Source organism: Stenotrophomonas lacuserhaii (assembly GCF_039674585.1).
Taxonomy (GTDB): Bacteria; Pseudomonadota; Gammaproteobacteria; order Xanthomonadales; family Xanthomonadaceae; genus Stenotrophomonas; species Stenotrophomonas pennii_A.
Map to the genome: position 1 here is coordinate 33,469 of NZ_JBDJNU010000009.1, position 23,471 is coordinate 56,939.

Below are 23,471 nucleotides of genomic sequence, written 5' to 3' on the forward strand. Positions count from 1 at the left end.
GGTGCTCGACGCGTGCCGCCAGCGGCCGGCCTAGCCGCGCTGCAACTGCTCCAGCGCGGCCACCAGCCGGTCCATCTGCTGCATGCCGGTGAACACGGACGGCGTGACCCGGACGCAGCTGCCGGAAGCCAATCCGTCCCGTGCGGTGGTGAAGATGCCGAACTGCTTCAGAAGGCGCTGCTGCAGGGCCTGGTTGTCCGCCTTGCCGGCCTTCCCGCGCAGCCGGAACGATGCCAGCGCACTGGCCTGCGCGTCGTCGTGGGATGCCAGCAGCTCTATATGCGGCATTTCACGTGCCGCGGCCACCCAGCGATTGCGCAGCGCCAGCAGGCGGGCCCGTTTGTTGGCGATGCCGATCCGCTCATGCAGCGCGATGGCATCAGGGAGCGCCAGGTAGGCGGCGAAATTCGCGGTGCCGGTATGCACGCGGCTGAAGATCCTGCCGTCGTCTTTCACTGCCATGTAGGGATCGATGTCGGCCACCCGGCCACGGCGCACGTACACCGCGCCCACGCCCACCGGTGCGCCGATCCATTTGTGCAGGTTGATGCCGACGAAATCAGCCTGCAGGTCCGGGACCGCGTACGCCAGCTGGCCGAAGCCGTGCGCCGCATCGACGATCACATCGACCCCACGCGCCCGCGCCAGCGCGCTGATCTCCGCCACCGGGATCACCAGCCCATGGCGATGGCTGACCTGGGTGAGCAGCACCAGCTTCAGGCGCGGCAGCCGGGCAAATGCATCGGCGTAGGCCTGCATGACCTGGTCATGGGTCGGAGCGGGAGGCAGTGCAATGCCTTCCACCTGCACCGCGCGCCTTGAGCGCAGCCACTGCATCGCATCGATCATGCTGTCGTAGTCGGTGTCGGCATGCAGCACCTGGTCGCCGGGTCGCAGCCGGTTGTAGCCGCCGATCAGGGCGAGCAGGGCCTCGGTCGCGCCGCGGGTGAACACCAGTTCGTCTTCTGCCACCCCCAGCAGGCGGGCGGCGTCGGCATGGGCGGCGCGGTAGGCGGCCGGATACGCTTCGCGCCCATACCAGGCGTTGCCTCGGTTCACCTCGGCCGTATGCCGCTGGTAAGCCTGCAACGTGCTGCGGCCCATCGCTCCCCAGAATCCGTTTTCGAGGTGGTTGACCTCATCGGTGATGTCGAACTGCCGCGCCACCTCGGCCCACCAGGACTCGTCCGTCGCCAGCACCGACGGCGGCTGCGCTGGCGCGGAAAGCGTCCCCAGCGATACCGGGGAGGTGGTCTTCAGGCACGCCGTGGCCAGTTCGCTTGCCGGCAGCAGGGCGCCGGCGAGCAGCAGGCGCCGTCGGGACGGCTGCATCAGAAACGCAGCCGGTATTCGGCATACAGATTCGCGCCATCGGTGTCGTACGGCGCGTTGCGCGAGTAAACCAGGCCGCGGCTGGCCTGGAACGTGGCCTCGTCAGGATAGCTGTCCAACACGTTGTCGGCGCCCACGCGCATGCTGTGGTGCTCGTTGAAAGCGTAATCCACGGCCAGGTCCAGGAAGGCCATCGACCCGAACCGCTGGTAGATGTCGCCGGTGGCGTTGCCGGTGGAATCGGTCCACTCGCCGTAATAGCGCACGCGGCCCATCAGCGACCAGCCACCGACAGCATAGGTGCTGGTGAAGCTGCCCTTGTGTTCCGGCAGACGGTCCTCGAACAGCACGCGCTGGCTTTCATTGGTTGCCACACTGGTGCTGCCGCCGTCCACCTTGGTCCGGTTGTAGTTCCAGGCCATCGTCAGGCCCAGCGTGCCCGGGCCGAGCGTGCGCTGGTAGTTGCCGACCAGATCCACGCCACGGGTGGTCGTATCGAAGTCGTTGGTATAGAAATTGACCGAGCTGTAGCCCATCGGGTTGGCCACGCCGGCCGGCACGGCGAAGCTGGCGGATTGGCTGAACCGGTCGGTGAGCTTGATGTCATACACATCGACCGAACCGGAAAAGCCAAGCGCACTGCGCCAGGTCATGCCCAGCGACGCGGTGCGCGACTGTTCTGCCGTCAGCGGCTTTGCACCAAGCTGCCGGGCCAGCGGATCGGCAGGCGACAACCGGCCGCTGGTGAAGATCTGCAAGGTGCGTGTATCCAGGCCCTGCACGGTGCTGGTGGTGTTGAGCTGGCCCGGTGTCGGGGCGCGGAAGCCGGTGGACACCGTGCCGCGCAGCGCGACATCCGGGGTGATCTCGAAACGCGCCGAAAGCTTGCCGTCGCGGGTGCTGCCGAAGGAGGAGAACGTCTCGTAACGCCCTGCCGCCGCCACGCTCCAGCGCTCGCCCAGCGGAACTTCCACGTCCACGTAGGCGGCCTTGCTTTCCTGTGACCAGCTGCCGGCCTGGTTGCTGGAGAAGCCCGGCGCGCCATTGGCATTGGCTTCCAGGCCCGCCACCGCGCCTGGCCCTACGGCGTACGAAGCGGGGTCGCCGGCGTTGACCGCATAGGTCTCCTGGCGGAACTCCGCACCGAAGGCGAGGTTGATCGGCGATGACAGCGCGCCGACGTTCCAGCTGTAATTGAAGTCTGCGTTGGCGTTCTTTTCGGTCTGCGTCAGACGCCCGAGGTAGAAGCCGACGGGGCTGGCCGGGCCCAACGAAGCATTGATCGAATTGTCCAGCCGGTAGTCGATCGCATTGCGCCCGTACGACCCGCTGACGTCCCACCGGAAGTCCTCGGTGAACGCACCGCGCATGCCGGCGGCCACCTGCAGGTCATCCTGTTCGTTGGAATACTTCGGACTGAAGCCGACCGGGTAGATGTCGCGAAGATTCCAGCCGGGGAAGATCGGCGTGCTCCGATAAGCCCCCGTGGTGGTGTCTGGATTGCGCCAGTTGAAGTCACTGACTCCTTCGCTGCGGCCGTACAGGCCGAAGGCGTAGATTTCGGTGCTGTCGCTGGCAAACGCCTTCAGGTTGAAACCCGCACGCTGGCTTTCAAGATCCGGCTGGCCCCAGCGCTGCACCGGATCGGGTACATCCAGTTCCGGATGGGCCGCCTGGAAGGCGATGGCATCGGGACGCTGGCGGGTACGCGAAGTAGCATCGGAGTTGGACGATTCGGCAAACACCACCAGGCTGCCGTACTGGCCCAGCTGGAAACCGGTGCGCGCCTTGACATCGCGCGAGCCGCCGTCGCCTTGGGCGTAGCGTGAGTAACCCACGCTGACTTCGCTGCCTGCCTCGTCCTCGAGGATGAGGTTGATTACCCCGGCGATCGCGTCCGAGCCGTACTGCGCCGATGCGCCATCGCGCAGCACTTCGATGCGCTTCACCGCGCTGGACGGAATCTGCGCGAGGTCCGCACCCTGTGCACCGCGACCGCCGAGCAGCGCGCTGCGATGGAAGCGCCGACCATTCACCAGCACCAGCGTCTGGTCGGGCGACAGGCCGCGCAGCGTCGCCGGACGTACGAACACCTGGCCATCCGCCATCGGCAGGCGCTGCACCACGAAGGACGGCACCAACTGCGCCAGCACGTCCTTCAGGTCGGTCGATGCAACCGACTGGATCTCTTCCTTGCTGAAAACATCCACCGGCGCCAGCGTGTCGAACTGGGTACGGTTGGCGGCCCGGGTGCCGGTGACCAGCATGGCATCGAGCTGGGTCGTGGCTGGGGCCGCGGCGTCCTGACCGTCATTGCCAGCCGCCAGCGCCGAGGCCGCAGCGAAAGAGGAGAGTACGAGAACGATGGCACGCGAAAGCGGACTGCTGGGCACTGAAGGGCTCCACGACGACTGAAAGTTCGATGTGTAGGAGAACTCCTACAGCGGAGCGCAGTTTCCGCACGTTCCGTGTCCTGCCGGTTACAACACGGAGGCAGGAGGGTGCCGGTGCGGCGATGTAACACCCACGTCATTGCGCCTGCCAATACTCCGGCGGACCCCACCCCATGAACCGACCCGATGCCTGCTCCCGGACGTAGCCGTTTGCCCCGCGCCTCCCTGCTCAGTGTGATGCTGCTGCCCGCACTGCATGCCTATGCGGCAGAAGAAGCCGCCCCTGCCGACGATGCCCGCACGCTCGACCAGGTGCAGGTGATCGGCCAGGCCACCAGCTATGCCAAGACGTCGGTCAGCAAGGAAACCATCAACCGGCAGACCATCCTGAGCAGCGTCAACAACGCACTCAACGAGCTGCCCGGCGTGGTGGTCAGCGAGGCCGATGCCACCGGTTCGTCGGTGTGGGGCACGCAGATCAGCATGCGCGGTTTCGTCACCAATCGCGATACGCAGCAGATCGGCACCACCATCGACGGCCTGCCCAACGGCGGGTCCGGCTATGGCGGTGGTTCGCTGGCCAACCGCTACATCGACACCCTGGACCTGGAAACGGTGGAGGTCAGCCAGGGCACGGCGGATATCTCATCGCGTTCCAACGAAGCGCTGGGCGGAACGCTGAATTTCCTCACCAGCGATCCGCTGCAGGAACAGCGCGTGCGCTTCGTCGTTGGCGGCGGTGACAACGATGCGCGCAAGTATTACGCACGCTTCGATACCGGCCTGCTGGCCGGCCACACCCGCGCCTGGATCAGCGCTTCGTCGGCCGAGGTGCATGACTGGATCGACGGTAGTGGACGCACCAGCAACGATCACGTAGCTGCCAGGTTCGTCACCGAACTGGATCGCTGGACGCTGAGCGGTTATGCCTCGTACAACGATGCCAACGAACCGGAATACACCAGCGTTTCGCCGGCCAGCTTCGCCACCAACCCGGATCGTGACGGCCTGGTCGGCAACCTGACCGGCATCCCGAACCTGGACCAGAACTTCCGCTCCGGCTCGCGCGCGCTGCGCGAAAACACCTTCGGCTACCTGCGTGCGGCGTTTGATGGTGGCAATGGTTTCAAGGCCAGCGTGGCCGGCTACGCACACAAGATGGAAGGGCGGGGCGACTGGCTGCCGCCCTATCTGGTGCAGGCGCGCGAAGACGGCGGGGGCAATCCGGAATCCGAGTACCGTGGCGGCGACACCGTGTACGGCGGGTCCGCGCTGGGCCAGTTCTATTTCGTCAATCCCGATGGCAGCGCCGCGCAGATGATCCAAGGCTGCACGCCGCGTGCCGGCTTCACCGCCGACTACGATCCCAACTGCTACGCCGCCGGCGTGCAGGGCGTTCAATCCTATCGCCACTCGCACTACGACAACGACCGCGCCGGCTTCACCGCGGACGTGGAATGGACGCAGGACTTCGGCACCGTCGAGAACACCGTGCGCGGTGGCCTGTGGGTGGAGAACGTGGACCGCAGCGTGCGCCGCGACTGGCACCGTCTGCTCAATGTCGGCACCGATATCTCATTCGACAACGTGCCGTACTGGGTGCAGTTCGAAGACCGTTACAAGGTCGACGAGCAGATGTACTACGTCGAAGACGTGGCACGCTTCGGTCCTTTCAGTGCACGCGTAGGCGTCAAGCAGTTTTTCGTCGACCAGAAGCGCCAGCGCACGATCGGCGCGGCGGAGAACGTGCGTTCGGATTCGAAGTCTGATCCGCTGCTGTCCGCCGGCGCCACCTGGACGCTGCCGGTGCAGGGCCTGGAAGCGTTCGCCGGTTACTCGCAGAACTTCGCCGCCATTCCGTCCGGCGTGCTCGGCGAGACCGATGCGCAGCGCTTCGCCCGCGTGGAGCCGGAGACCGCGGACAACATCGAACTGGGCCTGCGCGTCAGCCGCTGGCCGCTGACCGGCTCGATCACCCTGTACAACATCAAGTTCGACAACCGCATCGTCTACCTGCCCGCGCGCCTGGCCGACGGTATTGATTACCTGGACGAAACCGATGGCGTCTACGAAAACTTCGGTGGGGTGGAAAGCACCGGCGTGGAAGCCGCGCTCGGTTACGGCTGGGACAACGGGTGGCGCATCAACGGGGCTTACACCTACAACCGGTCTGAATACCTGGGCAGCGGCAACGCCGCGCGCGATGCCGAACTGGGCATCGTCGACGGCGCCGATGTGATCGGGCAGCCGCGCCATATCCTGGTGATGTCGGCCGACTGGCAGGGTGAAAGCTGGAACTTCGGTGTGTCCGGCCGCTACCTGGGCGAGCGTTACCTGGATGCGTCCAACGCCAACAAGCTGCCGTCGGCCACGGTGTTCAACGCCAACATCGGCTTCGACCTGCAGGACCTGTCGCCCAAGCTGAAGGGCGTGGGCGCCAGCTTCGTGGTCAGCAACCTCACCGACCGCCGCTACCTGTCCGGCGTGGATGGCAGCGATACTGCGTTCATCGGTGCACCGCGCACCGTGGGCTTCTCGGTACGGGTAGATCTGTGAGCGAACAGCAGCACACGCCGCACGACATCGGCCGCCGCCGCCTGCTGCAGGGCGGCGTGGCGGCCGGCGTCGCCGCGTTGCTGCCGAGCATCGCGCGCGCGGCGGCGATCGCCCCGGACGCGCGCACGCGCAGCCTGCAGGACCTGCAGCACATCGTGGTGCTGATGCAGGAAAACCGATCGTTCGATCATTACTTCGGCACCCTGCCGGGTGTGCGTGGTTTCGGTGACCGTTTCGTGCCCCCGGCGCCCCCACTGCAGCCTGGCCAGCCAGCGCGCACGCTGTGGCTGCAGCCCAATGCGGCCGGCACCCACGGCATCGCGCCGTTCCCGCTGGATACCGCCGCGCACTTCGGCCACATGCGCGTGGAGGGCACCCCGCACACCTGGCCCGATGCACAGAAGGCGTGGGACCACGGGCGCATGGCGCACTGGCCGGCGGCCAAGCAGGACCATGCGATGGGCTATTACCAGCGCACCGACCTGCCGTTCCAGTTCGCGCTGGCCGAAGCGTTCACCGTGTGTGATGCCTACCACTGCGCGATGCAGGCCGGCACCAACCCCAACCGGCTGTTCCTGTGGACCGGCCACAACGATCCGCACGCCCTTGGCGGCGGGCCCGCGGTGGCCAACTCGCACGACAACTTCCCGGAGCTGGGCGGCCACCCCGCGTCCTACACCTGGACCACCTATGTCGAGCGGCTGCAGCAGGCCGGCGTGGACTGGCGTATCTACCAGGACATGGCCGACAACTTCACCGACAACCCGCTGGCGGGGTTCGAGGTGTTCCGGCAAGCCTGGCGGAACGCACCCGGGCATGATGCCGAACTGCGCGAACGCGCGGTCAGCACGCGCGGACTGGACCAGCTGCGCCAGGACGTGCTGGACGGGCGCCTGCCGCAGGTCAGCTTCCTGATTGCCGATGCCGCCGGCAGCGAGCACCCCGGGCCCTCCAGCCCGGCCCAGGGCGCGGCCTATACCGCGCAGGTGCTGGACGCCCTGACCGCCGATCCGGCGGTCTGGAGCCGCACTGCGCTGCTGGTGATGTTCGACGAGAACGATGGCTTCTTCGACCACATGCCGCCGCCGGCGCCGCCCTCGGCCGACGCTGCGGTGGTGGGCGGATGGGCCGGCGCTTCGGTGGTGGACACCGAAGGCGAATACCACCGGCATCCTTCGCCGGGCAATGAGCAGCAGGACGAAGCCGCGCTGCGTGGCCGCCCCTATGGACTGGGGCCGCGCGTGCCGATGTACGTCATTTCACCCTGGAGCCGCGGTGGCTGGGTGGATTCGCACGTTTACGACCACACCTCGGTGATCCGCCTGATCGAACGCCGATTCGGCGTGGCCGCGCCGGATATCCCAGCGTGGCGGCGCGCGGTGTGTGGCGACCTGACCGCGGCGTTCGACTTTTCGCAGATCGACAACCGCCCGTTCGCGCACGCATTGCCGGCCACGGCCGCAACCGCCGCGCGCGCCGCCGCCTTGCCCGCGCGTACCGTGCCGGTACCTCCGCAGGCCCTGCAGCCGGCGCGCCAGGAGCCTGGCGTGCGACCCGCGCGCGCGCTGCCCTACCGCCCCGGCGTGGCCATCCAGACCGACCCGCAGGCAGCCGAAATCCGCCTGACGCTGGCCTGCGAGGGGGCTGCCACCGTGCTGCACGTCTACGACCTGCTGCGCCTGGATGCGCTGCCGCGTCGCTACACCGTAGGCCCGGGCAAGCAGCTGCAGGGCAGCTGGCCGCTGCATGCGCAACAGGGCTACGACCTGTGGGTGCTCGGCTCCAATGGCTTCCATCGGCGCTTCCGCGGCAGCGCCCAGGCGCCGATGCCGGTCGAAATGGAGATCGAACGTGTCGCAGATGGCATGGTCCTGCGGCTGCGCAACCCCGGTTTGGCGCCCGCGTCGGTGGCGGTGCGCGGGGCGGCCTATCCGGGCCTGATGCCGGAGCGATCGCTTTCGCTGGATGCCGGTGAAGCGGCGCGCATCACCTGGCCGGCGGCTCCAACGGCGGGCTGGTACGACCTGGAGGTGCAGCAGCCGGGCGCCTGCCAGCGGTTGGCCGGGCGCGTGGAAAACGGCCAGCCCGGCAGCAGTGATCCGGCCATGGGCATGGCACCGCTGCGGTTCGAGGTGGGATGAAACCGGTGCGGAACTAGAGTTGGCCGTTGCGCAGGTAGTCGAACAACTGCGCATCGCTGTTCAACCCCAGCTTCAGCATCGCATCGCCCTTCTGGCGGCTGATGGTGCTGGCACTGCGATGCAGCAGGGTGGCGATTTCCTTCACCGTCATGCCCTTGCCGAGCAGGCGCAGGACCTCCACCTCGCGCGGTGACAGCGGGCGGCCTTCGCCTTCCACCATCGCGCTGCTGCCGGCTGCTTCCACGCGTTCCTTCAATGACAGGCTGACGTAGGGCAGGCCACGGTGGACCGTGCGGATGGCGACGGGCAGTTCGTCCATCGACGATCCCTTGTCCACCAGCCCCAACACTCCGGCATCGCGCACCATGCGCAGGATCGCCAGGTTGCTGGACACGCTGAGCATCAGCACCGGCAACAACGGATAGCGTCGACGGATCATGCTGATCATCGCAAAGCCATCGGGCACGGTGCTGTCCGGCATGGAATAGTCGGTGACCAGCACATCGCACGGATGGGTGGTCAGGTAGGCCAGCAGGTCCTGCGCGGTGGCGGCCTCGGCCACGACCTCACCGACGCCGCTGCCGTGGATGACCGACCGGGCGCCGATGCGGACGACGGGGTGGTCGTCAGCGATGATGATGCGAAGCGTCATGCTCTAGTATGGCCCCGGGTGACATGGGTTGGATGGAAAGCAGGCATCGACGATATCCCTATTCTAAGGAGAGCGAACCTGGTGCGCACGATCCTGGCTCACTGCCGAGGATGCGGCATGGGCATCCTGCTGTCGCTGTTGCCTGCGATCGCATGGGCCGCGGCCCCCGTGCCACGGGCCGACGCGCCGGCACGGGCGGGTCCGCACGCGGTGCTGTCGGTGGGGGTCTACGACAGTGGCTGGCCGCCGTTCGAGTTCGTCGAAGGGGGCAGCGTGCGCGGTCTGGGGCCGGACACGCTGGCCGATCTCGCCGAACGGATGGGCGTGACGCTGGACTACCGTCGCTATCCGGACTGGCGACAGGTACTGGAAGCCGCCTGTCGTGGTGACATCGACGTGGTGATGAACGTATCGCCCAGCCCATCGCCCAGCCGGTGCCTTGCCTACAGCGTGCCGTATGCCACCGCGCCGTTGGCCGTGGTGGGACGCCCCGACGACCTGCGCGCGTCCAACGATCCGGACCTGGCGGGGTTGCGCGTGGTGAGCGAACAGGATTTCCTCACCCAGGCGCAGATCCGCACCCGCTTTCCCGCCGCGCGCCAGGTGCTTGCGCCGCACACGCTGGATGCCCTGCGGATGGTGGCGCGGCAGCAGGCGGATGTGTTCATCGGCAACGCCTACGTGGCCAACCAGCTGATCAACGACCACGCGCTGGAGGGCATCGCCCTGCTGCGTCCGATCGACATGGACCTGGATGCGCTGCACTTCGGCGTGTCCCCGTCCCGACCAGCGCTGGTTGAAGCGCTGGACCAGGCCATGGCACGGCAGCCGGCATCGGTGCGCGCGGACATTGCCGCGCGCTGGCTGCGCGTGCCGGTATGGTCGGCGCCGGCACGGCAGGCGTTGGACCAGGTGGAGCGCCGTGCGTTGTCCACGCCGCTGCGCGCCGGATTCGCGCCCAACGCGGCACCGCTGTCCTTTGCCGATGGCGATGGCCGACCTGCGGGGCTCGCCAGTGATTACCTGCAGCGGCTGCGCCAGGCCGGCGCTACGCTGGTTCCCGAACCCAGCCATGACTGGTTCGACCTGCGCGAGAAAATGCGTCGCGGCAGCATCGACGTGGTGATGGGGGTGCCGAATGATTCGCGTTACCTGGGCGAGGGCTGGGTGTTCAGCCAGCCCTTCATCAGCGTGCCGAATGTGATCGTCACCCGGCCCGGCAGCGGCGCCGTGCTGGACATGGACGACCTGTCCGGCAAGCGGGTGCTGCTGTCCGATCCGGAGCGGCTTCGCCTGCCGGTGCTGCAGCGTGCGCCGGAAGCACGCATCCTTGCGGCACGCAGTGCCGAACAGGCCCTGCAGCGATTGCTCGATGGCGAAGCGCAGGCCTACATCGGCAACCTGGCGATCGTCGACCGGCTGCTGCATGAGCGCTTCCCCGGACGCCTGCAGGTAACCGCGCCGGCGGGCTTCGACGACGACCTGTCGTTGGCGGTCAAGCGCGAACATGCGGGACTGGCGACGCGGTTCGATCGCCTGCTGCAGGAGATGGATCCACGCGAACGCGAGGCGCTGCGCAACGATTGGCTGGCGGTGGCCTACCAGGGCGGCAACGACTGGCGTGCGATGGCGCGCTGGGGTATTCCGCTCGCCCTGGTACTGCTGACCGCGCTGCTGGTGCACCTGCTGGGCTACTGGCGGCTGCAGCGCGAAGTGACCAGCCGTCGACGACTGGAAAAGCGCTTGGCCGACGTCACCGGCAACCTGCCCGCGGTCGTGTACCAGATGCGTCGGGCGGCCGATGGTGGCCTTGATTTCCCGTACGTGGCCGGCGACATGCAGCCGTTGTTCGGCATCGATCCGCAGCAGGCGATGGCTTCGGCGCGGGCGGTGCTGGAGGCCATCGACGTGCGCGACGTGGCCGAGGTGCAGGCCGCCATCGAGCGGGCGGCGCGCGATTTCCTGCCTTTCGAACTTGAGTTCCGCACCATCGGCATGCCCGGATCGCCGCGCTGGGTGCGCAGCCAGGCCCAGCCGTATGCCGTGGATGCCGGCGCCGTCACCTGGAGCGGCTACTGGGTGGACATCAGCGAGGCACGCACGCAGGCCGATGCGCTGGCAGCGGCCATGGCTGCCGCCGAGCAGGCGGCCGAGGCCAAGGCGCGTTTCCTTGCGACCATGAGCCACGAAATCCGCACCCCGATGAGCGGCGTGCTGGGCATGCTGGAGATGCTCGCGCACACGTCGCTGCAACCCGCCCAGCGCACCCAGCTGGAGGAAGCGGAATCCGCTGCCCAGGCGCTGCGGCAGATGCTGGACGACATCCTGGATTACGCGAAGATGGATGCTGGCGCGCTGCGCCTGGATCCCTTGCCGCTGCCATTACGCCCGCTGCTGGAATCGCTGCAGCAGCGCCATGCCCGGCAGGCGGCGGCCAAGGGCCTGGGCCTGCGGCTGGAAGTGGACGTACGGTTGGCGGCCACCCACGAAGTGGATGGGCTGCGGTTGCGCCAGGTGCTGGAGAACCTGCTGGACAATGCCGTTGCCTTCACCCGCGAAGGGGAAGTCGTGCTGCGCGCGGAGGTGCTGGAAGGCAGCTCGCCGAGCCTGCAGGAACTTCGCCTGCAGGTCATCGACACCGGCATCGGCATGCAGCCGCAACAGCTGCAGGCACTGTTTCAGCCCTTCACCGAAGTCGATGCCGCCGCGCCACACCACCAGGGCGGCATCGGCCTGGGCCTGACGCTCTGCCAGCGGCTGGTGCAGTTGATGGGCGGGCGGCTGCTGGTGCACAGCGTGGCCGGCAAGGGGACCGAGGTCGACGTGCTGCTGCAGCTGCCGGTGGCCAGCGATGATGACCTGGCCGCGACGGTGCCGGGTCCGGACAGCGTGCCGCCGCTGCCGGTCCACCTGCGCACGGCGCGGGTCCTGGTGGTGGAAGACCACCCGACCGCACAGGCGATGATGGCCTGGCGGCTGCAGTAGCTCGGGGTCTCCCACGCGGTCGCGGGCGACGGGCGCGAAGGCCTGGAGCTGCTGGCCGCGTCCGCCTTCGACATGGTGATCAGTGACTGCCGCATGCCGGTCATGGATGGCTACGCCTTTACCCGCCTGCTGCGCGAGCGCGAACAACGGCTGGGGCATCCACGCCTGCCGGTGGTGGCGCTGACCGCCAGCCTGCTGGAGCAGGACCTGCGCCGCTGCCGTGAAGCGGGCATGGACGAGGTGCTGACCAAGCCGTTGTCGCTGGCGCAGCTTCGCCAGTGCCTGCTGCGCTGGTTGCCGGCCTCGCCGGTAGCGGGCGCAGGCGCCTAGCGCGCGTTCTGCTGCAGGTATTCGATCACCAGCCGGCGCCGCTCCGGATCCGGGAACGCGTTGTACATGCGCGTGCCGGGAACGCTCGCCGCCGGTGAACGCAGGAAGGCGTCCAGGGTCTGTTCGCTCCATACGATGTCCGCCGCGCGCATGCCATCGGAATAGGCATAGCCGGCCAGGCTGCCGGCACGCCGGCCGAACACGCCGTGCAGGTTGGGGCCATACCGGTTGATGCCGCCGGCGTGCACGGTGTGGCAGCCGGCGCAGATGGCGAAGGCGCGCTCGCGTTCGAACGCGGCGGCCTGCACCGGGTCCTGCGGCGCGGCTGCACGACAGGCGCCCAGCAGCGCCACGCTGGCCAACAGCAACAGGATCCTCATCGTCGGATCACATCCCGGCGTAGTTCGGGCCACCGCCACCCTGCGGGGTCACCCAGACGATGTTCTGGGTAGGATCCTTGATGTCGCAGGTCTTGCAGTGCACGCAGTTCTGCGCGTTGATCTGCAGGCGCTTGTCGCCCTCGGCACCGACGAATTCGTACACCCCGGCCGGGCAGTAGCGTGCTTCCGGCCCGGCGTACTCGGCCAGGTTGACCTGCACCGGGATGCTGGCGTCCTTCAGCGTCAGGTGGCTGGGCTGGTCTTCGGCATGGTGGGTGCTGCTCAGGAAAACGGAGCTGAGCTTGTCGAAGGTCAGCACGCCATCCGGCTTGGGATAGTCGATCTTCGCGTGGTCTGCCGCCGGCTCCAGGCAGGCGTGGTCCGGGGTGCTGTGGCGCAGCGTCCACGGCGCGTTGCGGATGCCCAGCTTGGGCAGCAGCCACTGTTCGATGCCCGTCATCAGGGTGGCCACCGCCTGGCCCTTCTTGAACCACTGCTTGAAGTTCTTCGACTGCTGCAGTTCGGCATGCAGCCAGCTGGATTCGAACGCCTGCGGATAGGCACTGAGCTCATCGTGCCGGCGGCCGGCGGCGAGCGCATCGAAGGCGGCGTCGGCGGCCAGCATGCCGGTCTTCAGCGCGGCGTGGCTGCCCTTGATGCGGCTGGCGTTGAGGTAACCCGCTTCGCAGCCGACCAGTGCACCGCCGGGGAACACCGTCTTCGGCAGCGACAGCAGGCCACCGGCGGTGATCGCGCGGGCGCCGTAGCCGATGCGCTTGCCCCCTTCCAGGTGCGTGCGGATGGCCGGGTGGGTCTTGAAGCGCTGGAACTCCTCGAACGGGCTCAGCCAGGGGTTCCTGTAGTCCAGCCCGACCACGTAGCCGATGGACACCTTGCCGCCTTCGGCGTGGTACAGGAAGGCGCCACCGTAGGTGCTTCCGTCCAGCGGCCAGCCCGCCGCATGCACCACCAGGCCTGGCTCGTGCCTGGCCGGGTCGATCTGCCACAGCTCCTTGATGCCGATGCCGTAAGCCTGCGGATCGCGGCCTTCGTCCAGCTTGAAGCGGGCGATCAGCTGGCGGCCGAGGTGGCCGCGCGAGCCTTCGGCGAAGATGGTGTACCTGGCCAGCAGTTCCATGCCGCGCTCGTAATTCGGGCCATGGCGGCCGTCCTTCTCGATGCCCATGTCGCCGGTGGCCACGCCGATGACTTCCCCGTTTTCGCCATACAGCACTTCGGCGGCGGCGAAGCCGGGGAAGATCGCCACTTCCAGCGCCTCGGCCTGCTGGGCCAGCCAGCGGCCCACTTCGCCCAGGCTGACGATGTAGTTGCCTTCGTTGTGGAAGCATTCCGGCAACAGTGGCTTGGGCGTGGTGCGCGCGCCGGTTTCACTGAGGAACAGGAACTCGTCGCGGGTGACTTTCTGCTTCAGCGGTGCACCGCGCTCGGCCCAGTCGGGGAACAGTTCGGCCAGCGCGCGGGGGTCCATCACCGCGCCGGACAGCAGGTGTGCGCCTGGCTCGGAGCCCTTTTCCAGCACGCACACCGACAGCTCGCTGCCGGCTTCGATGGCGCGCTGGCGCAGGCGGATCGCCGTGGCCAGGCCGGCGGGGCCGGCGCCGACGATGACGACATCGAATTCCATCATTTCGCGTGGGGGCAGTTCGGTGGCTTCTGCGCTCATGGATGACCTGACTCTTGGGTAGACCGCCGTGCTGCAGGGCGGTGGTTGCCTGGATTAACGCACGTGCTGCCACGGCGAAACGGGTGTTTGAATCCATCAGGTTAACGGCTGGCTGACGGATCGGCCAGTTGCCTGCGCCGATGTGGGTTGCACGGGCAGGAGCAGGCGCGCCGATGCAGTCGGATGCTGCAATGCAGCAGCTGCGGCAGGTCGCACGCGACCGTCGAAGCCGTCCCGCATAGCCCATGCCGACGCACAGCGCGCCCTTCATCGTTTGTCTTGAACGATGCGCATTCTGAGCAGGCCATCGCCCATTGAAACAACCACTTATTCCTACGCTGTAGCGGACCGTGGGATGAGAGGAAAGCGCGATGGCACGCCGGCTGGTCCGCGACGCATCAGGGTTCTACGCGGTGCCTGGCCGCGGAGATCTGCTGGCGGGGCGGCAGGACCCGGTACGGCGTACCCACGCAGTCGCGGTGCACCGTGCCCTGGCGTGGGTGCTTGCGCGTGTGGCCGATGGCCTGGCCGGGGCCGGGATGACCCGCCTGCTGCTGGTTTTTTCCACGCAGAAACTCCACCACGGCAAGTTCAGCGAACTGGATCGACAGCTGGCCGGGCAGCAGGCAGGGCTCAATGCCCTGACGGTGGAGGAATACCTCGGCGCACGCGCGCGCTTCGACCCCCGCGCCCGTGATCCCCAGGTCGCGCGCCGTGCGCGACGTTCATGGCGGAGCAGACTGGCCGCCGCGCATGGCCAGGCGCTTGCCGGGCAGGGCATCGCCCCCGCCGAAGCCGGCGAGCGCGCCGCGCTGCTGGCCGATCAGCAGATGCGCAGCCTGCATGCGCTGCACAATCCGGACCGGGTCGTGGGCGGGCACGATCTGATCGGCGACTTCGGCGACGGCCAGGTCAACTGCACCATCGGCCGGCAATGGACGCTGGCACGCCGGGGGGAGGTCTCGCGCGTACAGCAGCTGGACGCTGCCGCATCGCGGGTGCCGGAACGGCTGCGCGGGAACACGCGGATGAACGGGCAGCTGGTACGGGAAGCGCCCGCCGTCCTCGACGCCGTACTGCGCCGCCACCACAATGACCCGGATTCCGGCCCCTTTGGTGCACCCGATGCGACTTGATCCCTGCGACCTGTTCGATGTCCGTTCCCTGCTCAGCGACGAAGAGCGCGCCGTGCAGGACAGCGTGGCGCGCTTCGTGGACCAGCGCGTGCTGCCGATCATCGGCGACTGCTTCGACCAGGCGCGTTTCCCCGCTGAACTGGTGCCGGATATCGCCGCACTGGGGCTGCTCGGCGCGACCCTGCCGGTGACGTACGGCGGCGGGGGCATGGACGCGGTGGCCTACGGGTTGATCTGCCAGGAGCTTGAACGCGGGGATTCCGGCCTGCGCAGTTTCGTGTCGGTGCAGAGCTCGCTGTGCATGCATCCGATCTTCGCCCATGGCAGCGAGGCGCAGCGCCTGCGGTGGTTGCCGGCGATGGCCCGCGGTGAAGTCATCGGCTGCTTCGGCCTGACCGAAGCGCATGGCGGATCGGATCCTTCCAGCATGAAGACGCGTGCGGTGCGTGAGGGCGACCAGTGGCGCCTGGACGGCAGCAAGATGTGGATCACCAATGCGCCCATCGCCGACCTGGCCATCGTCTGGGCGCAGACCGAAGACGGTGTACAGGGCTTCGTGCTGGAGCGCGGGACGGAGGGATTCAGCGTGCAGGACATCGGCCGCAAGATGAGCCTGCGTGCATCGTCCACGGGCGCTTTGTTCTTCGACCAGGTGCGGGTGCCGGAGGCCAACCGGCTGGCCGGCGTGGTGGGCATGAAGGGCCCGCTGGGCTGCCTGAACCAGGCGCGGTTCGGCATCAGCTGGGGGCCGATCGGCGCGGCCATTGCCTGCCTGCGCGAGGTGCTGGCGTATGCAGGCGAACGCGAGCTGTTCGGCCGGCCGCTGGCGGCCACGCAGAGCGCGCAGATCAAGCTGGCCGACATGGCCCGCCGGATCACCGGTGCGCAGCTGCTGGCCCTGCAGCTGGGCCGGCTGAAGGAGGCGGGCCGGCTGCAGCCGCAGCAGGTCAGCCTGGCCAAGTGGAACAACTGCCGGATGGCGATCGACATCGCGCGTGAGTGCCGTGACCTGCTGGGCGCGGCGGGGATCACCACCGAACACGCCGCGATACGGCATGCGCTCAACCTGGAATCGGTGATCACCTATGAAGGCACCGAGACGGTGCACCAGCTGGTGATAGGCCGCGAACTGACCGGCATCAACGCGTTCTGAGGGTGTTTTTTTGCGCTTGCGCGCGGCATTCAGGCAACGTCAACGGCAACGGCAACGGCAAAGGCTGCAGGGCTGCTTGTTGGCGGGGCGGGGTGGCTGTGCAGGACACGCCGCAAGTACGTCCCTGTAGGCTCGCTTTTCGCATCCAGGCGAAAAGACGGTCCTGCACAGCCACCCCGCCGCGCCTTCGACAGGTCCATGGCGGCCATGGAACCATCGGTAGCGCCGACCCATGGTCGCGGATTGTGGGGGAATGAGGTCTGATGGTTTCCGCCGACCATGGGTCGGCGCTACCAGGGCGCCGTGCCGTTTCGGGTGGAGGGAGCCCCTGAGTCAGGGGCGGCCGCGAAGCGGCGGGGTGTGGGTGATGGTGAGACGGGGCCCGCGGTTTGCGCAGCAAAGCGTGGGAGCGGCAGCGCGAATGCGATGGCGTGGACCCGCCATGGATGGCGCGAAACGAGGCCCGCAGGAGCGGCTTTTGCCGTCCCCCGCACAGCCCCACCGCCCGGCCCGCCCCCAGCTGCAGCGCTAAAAGCCACCCGCGAGGGGGTCTCACCCGTTCGACCCCACCTCACGCCCCGCCGGCGAACCCGTGCTGGCGCCACGCTTCGTACATCACCACCGCCACCGTGTTGGACAGGTTGAGGCTGCGGTTGCCTGGCCGCATCGGCAGGCGCAGGCGGCGGCCATCGGGCAGCGTATCCAGTACGTCCTGCGGCAGGCCGCGGCTCTCCGGGCCGAACAGGAACGCATCACCGTCTTCAAACGGCACGCTGTCATGGCGGACGCTGGCGCGGGTGCTCAGGGCAAACAAACGGTTCGGTGCGATGCGGGCCAATGCCGTGTCCAGGTCCGGATGAACCTGCAGGCGGGAGTATTCGTGGTAGTCCAGGCCGGCGCGCTTGAGCTGCTTGTCGTCCAGTGCGAAACCCAACGGTTCGACCAGGTGCAGGTGCGCGCCGGTGTTGGCGCAAAGACGTATGACATTGCCCGTGTTGGGCGGTATTTCGGGCTGGAACAGCACGACGTGGAACGTGGGGACCTGGCTCATCGACGCAGTGTAATGCGCGGCGCAGTGCGTGGCAGCCTGCCGGGTCCTTGCGGGTGAGGGGACCCGGCGTTCAGGGATGTTTCGAATGACGTACAACGACGGTCGGCATGTGCGGACGACTCACTTGCCCACCAGGACCGAAGCGGTTTCCATCGCCAGCGCCTGCAGGTCGGCCTGGGACGGGCGCACGTGCACCACGGGCAGGTTGACGATGACGTTGTTGGCAAACGCGGTGGCTGCGTTGGTCAGTGCCACGGTGTAGCGCTCGGCCTGCAGTTCGGCGGCCAGGGCGACCTTCTGCTCCAGGCTCGGGCGGACTTCAACGGCGGCCAGCGTGGTGATCGGCATCGCGGCGGCGGCAGCAATCGCTTGGCCTTCGATACCGGCCAGCTGGTCGGCGCTCGGGCGCACCTGCACCGCGGCCAGGGTCGGGATGGTGCTGTTGCGTTCCCAGGCCTGCTGGGCCAGCTGGTCGGCGTCCGGGCGGACCTGGACGGTCTGCAGGGTGCTGATGGAAGGGGCGGCGTGCACCGAAGAAACAACCGCGGTACCGGCGATCAGGGCGATGGCGATGGCGAGAATCCTGGTGTTCATGGCGAGGCCTATTTAGTGTGTGTGGGCGGTGGTGTGGTAGTAAGGTAGTACACCAAAACTGGGTGTGCAAGAACAATCTTCAATTTCCCAGTTCTGTTCATCGTGCAGTCAGTTTCACTTGGATCGCTTCCTGTCACGAGGTAGAGGGAGCAATCGCCGTGCCAAGTTTTAAAGCTTCTGATTCAACGGCTTACGAATATGCGGAGTGTCCGCTGTCCGGACACACGTCCGCGACAGGTCACGCGGACACGGGATGCCGCTGCGGCAGCGGGCGGTGTGGGCCGCTTCTGGCCTGTGACGCTTGGCCGATGCTGGCGAGCCGGTGCGCACGGTAGGATCGGGCATCACTTAGATGACAAGGATCAGGAATGCCCTCCCCACTGCGTCCGCGCACCGCCCTGCTTGCCCTGGCCCTCGCTACCGCGTTGGGTGGCCTGGCGCCCGCGCCCCTGATGGCCAGGCCGGCAGCGGCGGCCAAGGTCGACATTCCGTTCGAGCAGTTCACCCTGCCCAACGGCCTGCGCGTGGTGGTGCACACCGACCGCAAGGCGCCGATCGTGGCGGTCAACGTCTGGTACCACGTCGGCAGCAAGGACGAACCCGCGGGCCGCACCGGTTTTGCGCATCTGTTTGAACACTTGATGTTCCAGCGCAGCGAAAACCACGACGGCGAGTACTTCGAGCCCTTCAAGCAGGTCGGTGCCACCGGCCAGAACGGCACCACCAACACCGACCGCACCAACTACTTCGAAAACGTGCCGACCACTGCGCTGGACATGGCGTTGTGGATGGAGTCCGACCGCATGGGCCACCTGCTCGGTGCGATCGACCAGGCCGCGCTGGACGAGCAGCGTGGCGTGGTGCAGAACGAAAAGCGCCAGGGCGAGAACCAGCCGTACGGGCAGGTGTGGACCCAGCTCAACCGCGCGCTGTATCCGAAGGGGCATCCGTACCACCACAGCGTCATCGGCTCGATGAACGACCTCAACGCGGCCTCGCTGGATGACGTCAAAACCTGGTTCCGCACCTGGTACGGCCCCAACAACGCGGTGCTGGTGCTGGCCGGCGACATCGACCTGGCCACGGCCAGGGAAAAGGCGGCGAAGTATTTCGGCAGCATCCCGGCCGGCCCGAGCATGGCGCAGCCCGAGGTGGACGTCGCGCAGCGCGCCGCCGATACCCGTGAGGTCATGACCGACAAGGTGCCACAGGTGCGTGTCTACCGGGCCTGGAACGTCGCCGAAGTCGGGACCCGTGACATCGACCAGCTGCAGTTGCTGGGCCAGGTGCTGGGCGGGGCGAAATCATCGCGCCTGGGCAAGCGCCTGGAGCACGAAGAGAAGCTGGTGGACAACATCAGCGCAGGCGCCTATGCCTCGCAGCTGGGTTCCAACTTCATGGTGATGGCCACGGTGAAACAGGGCGTCGACCCGGCGCGCGTGGAAGCGATCATCGACGAAGAAATCGACCGCCTGGTCGCCGAAGGCCCGTCGGCCGACGAACTCAGCCGCGCCAAGACCGCCTTCCGTGCCAGCTTCATCCGCGGCATCGAACGCATCGGCGGTTTCGGCGGCAAGGCCGACGCACTCGCGGAGTGCACCGTCTACACCGGTGACCCCGGCTGCTTCCGCGATTCGCTGAAGAACATCGATGGCGCCAGCGTCGCCGACCTGCGCGCGGTCGGCGGCAAGTGGCTGGGCACCGGCAGCCACACCCTGGTGGTGGAACCGGGCCAGCGCGTGGCGCTGGAAGAGGAAGCGTCGCAGAGTCCGAAGCCGTTCGAAGTGCCGGCCGTGGACCCGAAGTACACCACGCTGCCGGCGCAGGTCGACCGTGGCACCGGCGTGCCGCAGACCCGGCAGTTCCCTGAACTCAAGTTCCCCGAACTGCAGCGCGCCACCTTGAAGAACGGCACGCGGGTGATCCTGGCCGAGCGCCATGAAATCCCGGTGGTGCAGTTCAGCTATCAGTTCCCGGGCGGCTTCAGTGCCGACCAGGACCGCAAGCCGGGCACCGCCAACTTCGCCATGGGCCTGATGACCGAAGGCGCCGGCAAGCTCGGCTCGCTGGCCTTCGCCGACGCCGCCGATGCCCTGGGCGCGGACCTGAGTGCATCGGCCGGCCTGGACTTCAGCACCGTGGACCTGTCCGCGCTGAAGGAAAACCTGGCGCCGTCGCTGGGCCTGTACGCCACGCTGCTGCGCCAGCCGCGCTTCGACCAGGCCGAGATCGACCGGGTCAAGGCCAGCTGGATCGCCGGCATCGCGCAGGAAAAGGCCAACCCCACCGCGTCGGCGATGCGCGTGCTGCCGCCGCTGCTGTACGGCAAGGGCCACCCGTATGCGATCCCGTTCACCGGCAGTGGTGACGAGGCGGCCATCGCCAGCCTGACCCGCGACGAGCTGGTCGACTTCCACCGCGACTGGCTGCGCCCGGAAGAGGGCACGCTGATCGTGGTCGGCGACACCACGCTGAAGGAAATCGTGCCGCTGTTGAACCGCCAGCTGGGCGACTGGAAGAGCGAGGGCCCGGCACCGAAGGTGAAGGCGGCCGTTGATGTGGCCGTGCCGACCGGCCCGCGCGTGTTCCTGATCGACCAGCCCGGTGCGGTGCAGGCGAACCTGTTCGCCGGCCAGGTGGTGCCGTCTTCGGTGGATCCGGGTTCGGTCCGCTTCGACATCGCCAACGGCGTACTGGGCGGCGACTTCACCTCGCGCTTGAACATGAACCTGCGCGAGGAAAAGCACTGGTCCTACGGCGCACGCAGCAGCGCCAGCAGCACCGTCGGCCAGCGGCCGTGGATGGCCATGGCGCCAGTGCAGATCGACAAGACCGGTCCGGCGCTGGCGGAAATGCGCAAGGAAATCGCCGAGTTCGCCAGCGGCCGGAAACCGGCTACTGCCGCTGAAGTGCAGCGCATCCGCAACATCCAGACCCTGAGCCTGCCCGGTGCGTATGAAACGGCCAGTTCGGTGCTGGGAACGATCGGCAGCCTGGTGCAGTTCCAGCGTCCGGACGACTACGTGTTCCAGCGCAAGGCGGCCATCGAAGCGATGACCCCGGCGCAGGTGCAGGAAGCGGCCGCGGCGATCAAGCCCGAATCGCTGACCTGGGTGGTGGTCGGCGACCTGAAGCAGACCGAAGCACCGGTCCGCGCGCTGAAGCTCGGCGAAGTCAGCATCATCGATGCCGACGGCAACCCGGTGAAGGCAGCGAAGTAAGGGCAGCGTGCCCGGGTAGTGACGGCCGCTGGCCGTCAGATCCATCCGGGTGGGTGACGACCCCGCTCCTGGTGGGTGACGACCGTTGGTCGTCACGCTCTGCGGCGAAAGGCGTGACGACCAACGGTCGTCACCCCCCCACGGTCACCCCACCGTTACTTCTTCGGCGGCGCGGTGACGCTGGGTTCCAGGTCCTTCTGCAGGTCCGCGAACAGCGGCTGCATGCGCGCCTGGATGGCCACCATCACGTTCTGCATCAGTGCCGGGGTCTTGTCGAGCAGGCTCTGCCCGGCCGAACTCTCGTAGAACTCGGCCATCGCCAGCACGTCTTCCTTGCTGAAGGTCTGCTTGTACAGGTCCACGTACATCGGCCGCAGCTGCTGCCAGGACAATGCCTGGCGCAGGGTCTGCGCGGTGCGCGCCTGGATCCGCTGCAGCTGCTCCTGCTGCTGCGGGGTCAGCTGGCGCTGCTGGGTGACCTGTTCGAACTGCTGGCGCTGCATGGTTTCGATCTGCGGCAGCATCGAATCCAGCATCGCCTGCGCGCGCGAGGCCGACAGCAGGCGGTTGATGTCACCGTCGGTGGGCGGCGCGGCCAGTGCCGGAACGGACGCAAGGGCAAGCGCGAGCAGCAGGGCGGTGCGGTGCAGGCGGCGGGAAAGGCGGATCATGCGGACGTCCTTTGGGGATGATGTCGCCAGCATAGCGCCGGTATCGGCGAAGGCGACGTGTTGGGCCCCTGATCGCGGCGGATTGCCCCGTGATACCGACAGCCAACCGTCACCGGCTACCGTTACAATGCGTCCATGGGTATGGGTCCAGTCGTCATCTCCGCGCAGCTTGTGATCCCCGACGATGAACTCGTCGAGCGGTTCGTGCGTGCCAGCGGTGCAGGCGGCCAGAACGTCAACAAGGTATCGACGGCGGTGGAGCTGCGTTTCGACCTGGCCGGCTCGCCGTCGCTGCCCGAGCCGTTGCGTGCGCGCCTGCTGGTGCGCCGCGACCGGCGCGTGACCGGCGAAGGCGTGCTGGTCATCGACGCGCAGCGTTTCCGTACCCAGGACCGCAATCGCGAGGATGCACGCGAGCGGCTGGCCGAGTTCATCCGGGCCGGGCTGAGCGTGCCCAAACCGCGCAAGGCCACCAAACCAACCTACGGGTCGACCCTGCGTCGCCTGGACGCCAAGAAAGGCCGCGCGCAGGTCAAGCGCGGCCGCACAACCCGCAACTGGGAGTAAGCCTTGAACCATCCTTCGCCGCTGCTGCCACCCGTGCCGCCGAACATGCCGCAGGTCAAACCGAATGCCTTCATCCGCTGGATCGCGCGCAGTGCGCTGCGCCTGCGCGGCTGGAAGGTGGTCGGCACCCTGCCCGACGTGCCCAAGGTGGTGATGATCATCGCCCCGCATTCGTCCAACTGGGATGGCTACTGGGGCATGGCGGTGAAGCTGGCGCTGGGCCTGGACGTGCGCGTGCTGGGCAAGGCCTCGCTGTTCTGGTGGCCGCTGGGCCCGCTGCTGCGCAAGCTCGGGGTGATCCCGCTGGACCGCAGTTCGCCGCAGGGCACGGTGGAACAGGCGGTGGCGGTGATCCGTCGCTCGGAAAAGATGTGGTACGCGATCACCCCGGAAGGCACCCGCAAGAAGGTGACCCACTGGAAGGCCGGCTTCCTGAAGATCGCGCGGATGGCCGACGTGCCGATCCTTGCCGCGTATTTCCACTACCCGGACAAGACCATCGGCTTCGGGCCGCTGTTCCATGCCACCGGCAACGATGCGGCCGACATGGCCAGCATCCGCGAGTACTACCGCCCGTGGATCGGCAAGACCCGCGGCACGGTCTGAGCGGCCACAGCGCGGCAGC

Annotated in this window: 16 protein-coding genes and 1 pseudogene; 9 read left to right on the plus strand and 8 right to left on the minus strand. The window is 67.6% G+C overall.

Features of this window, described 5'->3' with window-relative positions:
• Positions 1-30 precede the first annotated feature (30 nt).
• Positions 31-1,332 carry an aminotransferase class V-fold PLP-dependent enzyme gene (locus ABE522_RS05610; protein WP_346590875.1) on the minus strand — a complete coding sequence of 434 codons (1,302 nt, stop codon included), beginning with the start codon at positions 1,330-1,332 and terminating at the stop codon, positions 31-33.
• A complete protein-coding gene (locus tag ABE522_RS05615) occupies positions 1,332-3,725 on the minus strand; it encodes a TonB-dependent receptor plug domain-containing protein (RefSeq protein WP_346590876.1) in 2,394 nt (797 codons plus the stop codon). The genes ABE522_RS05610 and ABE522_RS05615 overlap by 1 nt, the downstream gene beginning before the upstream one ends.
• Positions 3,726-3,911: 186 nt before the next feature.
• Here ABE522_RS05615 and ABE522_RS05620 point away from each other — a divergent pair, with 186 nt between their 5' ends.
• Both ABE522_RS05620 and ABE522_RS05625 read left to right on the plus strand, forming a co-directional pair.
• Positions 3,912-6,281: a TonB-dependent receptor gene (locus tag ABE522_RS05620; protein WP_346590877.1), complete on the plus strand. Its 2,370-nt coding sequence runs from the start codon at positions 3,912-3,914 to the stop codon at positions 6,279-6,281.
• Positions 6,278-8,422: a phosphocholine-specific phospholipase C gene (locus ABE522_RS05625; RefSeq protein WP_346590878.1), complete on the plus strand. Its 2,145-nt coding sequence runs from the start codon at positions 6,278-6,280 to the stop codon at positions 8,420-8,422. Before ABE522_RS05620 ends, ABE522_RS05625 begins: the two co-directional genes overlap by 4 nt.
• A 13-nt stretch (positions 8,423-8,435) precedes the next feature.
• Here the strand turns inward: ABE522_RS05625 and ABE522_RS05630 are convergent, their stop codons facing one another.
• Positions 8,436-9,074, minus strand: a complete 639-nt coding sequence (locus ABE522_RS05630) for a response regulator transcription factor (protein ID WP_346590880.1) — start codon at positions 9,072-9,074, stop codon at positions 8,436-8,438.
• Between the two features lie 117 nt (positions 9,075-9,191).
• Here ABE522_RS05630 and ABE522_RS05635 point away from each other — a divergent pair, with 117 nt between their 5' ends.
• The gene (locus tag ABE522_RS05635) at positions 9,192-12,059 is read left to right on the plus strand and encodes an ATP-binding protein (protein WP_346590881.1); all 2,868 of its coding nucleotides are present in this window, start codon (positions 9,192-9,194) and stop codon (positions 12,057-12,059) included.
• Positions 12,060-12,080: 21 nt separating this feature from the next.
• Positions 12,081-12,389: pseudogene (locus tag ABE522_RS05640) on the plus strand (response regulator); the annotation flags it as partial.
• Here ABE522_RS05640 and ABE522_RS05645 read toward each other — a convergent pair.
• Complete coding sequence (locus ABE522_RS05645; RefSeq protein WP_346590882.1) at positions 12,386-12,769, minus strand: c-type cytochrome; 384 nt, start codon at positions 12,767-12,769, stop codon at positions 12,386-12,388. The pseudogene ABE522_RS05640 and the gene ABE522_RS05645 sit on opposite strands and share 4 nt — an antisense overlap.
• Before the next feature lie 7 nt (positions 12,770-12,776).
• The gene (locus ABE522_RS05650; RefSeq protein ID WP_346590883.1) at positions 12,777-14,453 is read right to left on the minus strand and encodes an electron transfer flavoprotein-ubiquinone oxidoreductase; all 1,677 of its coding nucleotides are present in this window, start codon (positions 14,451-14,453) and stop codon (positions 12,777-12,779) included.
• Positions 14,454-14,824: 371 nt separating this feature from the next.
• On the opposite strand from ABE522_RS05650, the gene ABE522_RS05655 reads away from it, so the two are divergent.
• Entirely contained in the window at positions 14,825-15,589 is a 765-nt protein-coding gene (locus ABE522_RS05655) for a polymorphic toxin type 15 domain-containing protein (RefSeq protein ID WP_346590884.1), read from the plus strand.
• Positions 15,579-16,742 carry an acyl-CoA dehydrogenase family protein gene (locus tag ABE522_RS05660; protein ID WP_346590885.1) on the plus strand — a complete coding sequence of 388 codons (1,164 nt, stop codon included), beginning with the start codon at positions 15,579-15,581 and terminating at the stop codon, positions 16,740-16,742. Before ABE522_RS05655 ends, ABE522_RS05660 begins: the two co-directional genes overlap by 11 nt.
• Before the next feature lie 571 nt (positions 16,743-17,313).
• On the opposite strand, the gene ABE522_RS05665 is transcribed toward ABE522_RS05660, so the two are convergent.
• Positions 17,314-17,793 (minus strand): tRNA (cytidine(34)-2'-O)-methyltransferase, encoded by a 480-nt coding sequence (locus ABE522_RS05665; RefSeq protein ID WP_042614241.1) that lies wholly within the window; start codon positions 17,791-17,793, stop codon positions 17,314-17,316.
• Positions 17,794-17,913: 120 nt separating this feature from the next.
• Positions 17,914-18,387, minus strand: a complete 474-nt coding sequence (locus tag ABE522_RS05670; protein ID WP_346590886.1) for an XAC0231 family protein — start codon at positions 18,385-18,387, stop codon at positions 17,914-17,916.
• 368 nt (positions 18,388-18,755) lie between these two features.
• Between ABE522_RS05670 and ABE522_RS05675 the strand changes: the two genes are divergently transcribed.
• Positions 18,756-21,608: a M16 family metallopeptidase gene (locus ABE522_RS05675; RefSeq protein ID WP_346590887.1), complete on the plus strand. Its 2,853-nt coding sequence runs from the start codon at positions 18,756-18,758 to the stop codon at positions 21,606-21,608.
• 155 nt (positions 21,609-21,763) lie between these two features.
• On the opposite strand, the gene ABE522_RS05680 is transcribed toward ABE522_RS05675, so the two are convergent.
• Positions 21,764-22,279 carry a DUF2059 domain-containing protein gene (locus ABE522_RS05680; RefSeq protein WP_346590888.1) on the minus strand — a complete coding sequence of 172 codons (516 nt, stop codon included), beginning with the start codon at positions 22,277-22,279 and terminating at the stop codon, positions 21,764-21,766.
• A gap of 135 nt (positions 22,280-22,414) precedes the next feature.
• Between ABE522_RS05680 and arfB the strand changes: the two genes are divergently transcribed.
• Together arfB and ABE522_RS05690 are read left to right on the plus strand one after the other, a co-directional pair.
• The gene (arfB, locus tag ABE522_RS05685; protein ID WP_346590889.1) at positions 22,415-22,846 is read left to right on the plus strand and encodes an alternative ribosome rescue aminoacyl-tRNA hydrolase ArfB; all 432 of its coding nucleotides are present in this window, start codon (positions 22,415-22,417) and stop codon (positions 22,844-22,846) included.
• 3 nt (positions 22,847-22,849) lie between these two features.
• Positions 22,850-23,452, plus strand: a complete 603-nt coding sequence (locus ABE522_RS05690) for a lysophospholipid acyltransferase family protein (protein WP_101101503.1) — start codon at positions 22,850-22,852, stop codon at positions 23,450-23,452.
• Positions 23,453-23,471 lie beyond the last annotated feature (19 nt).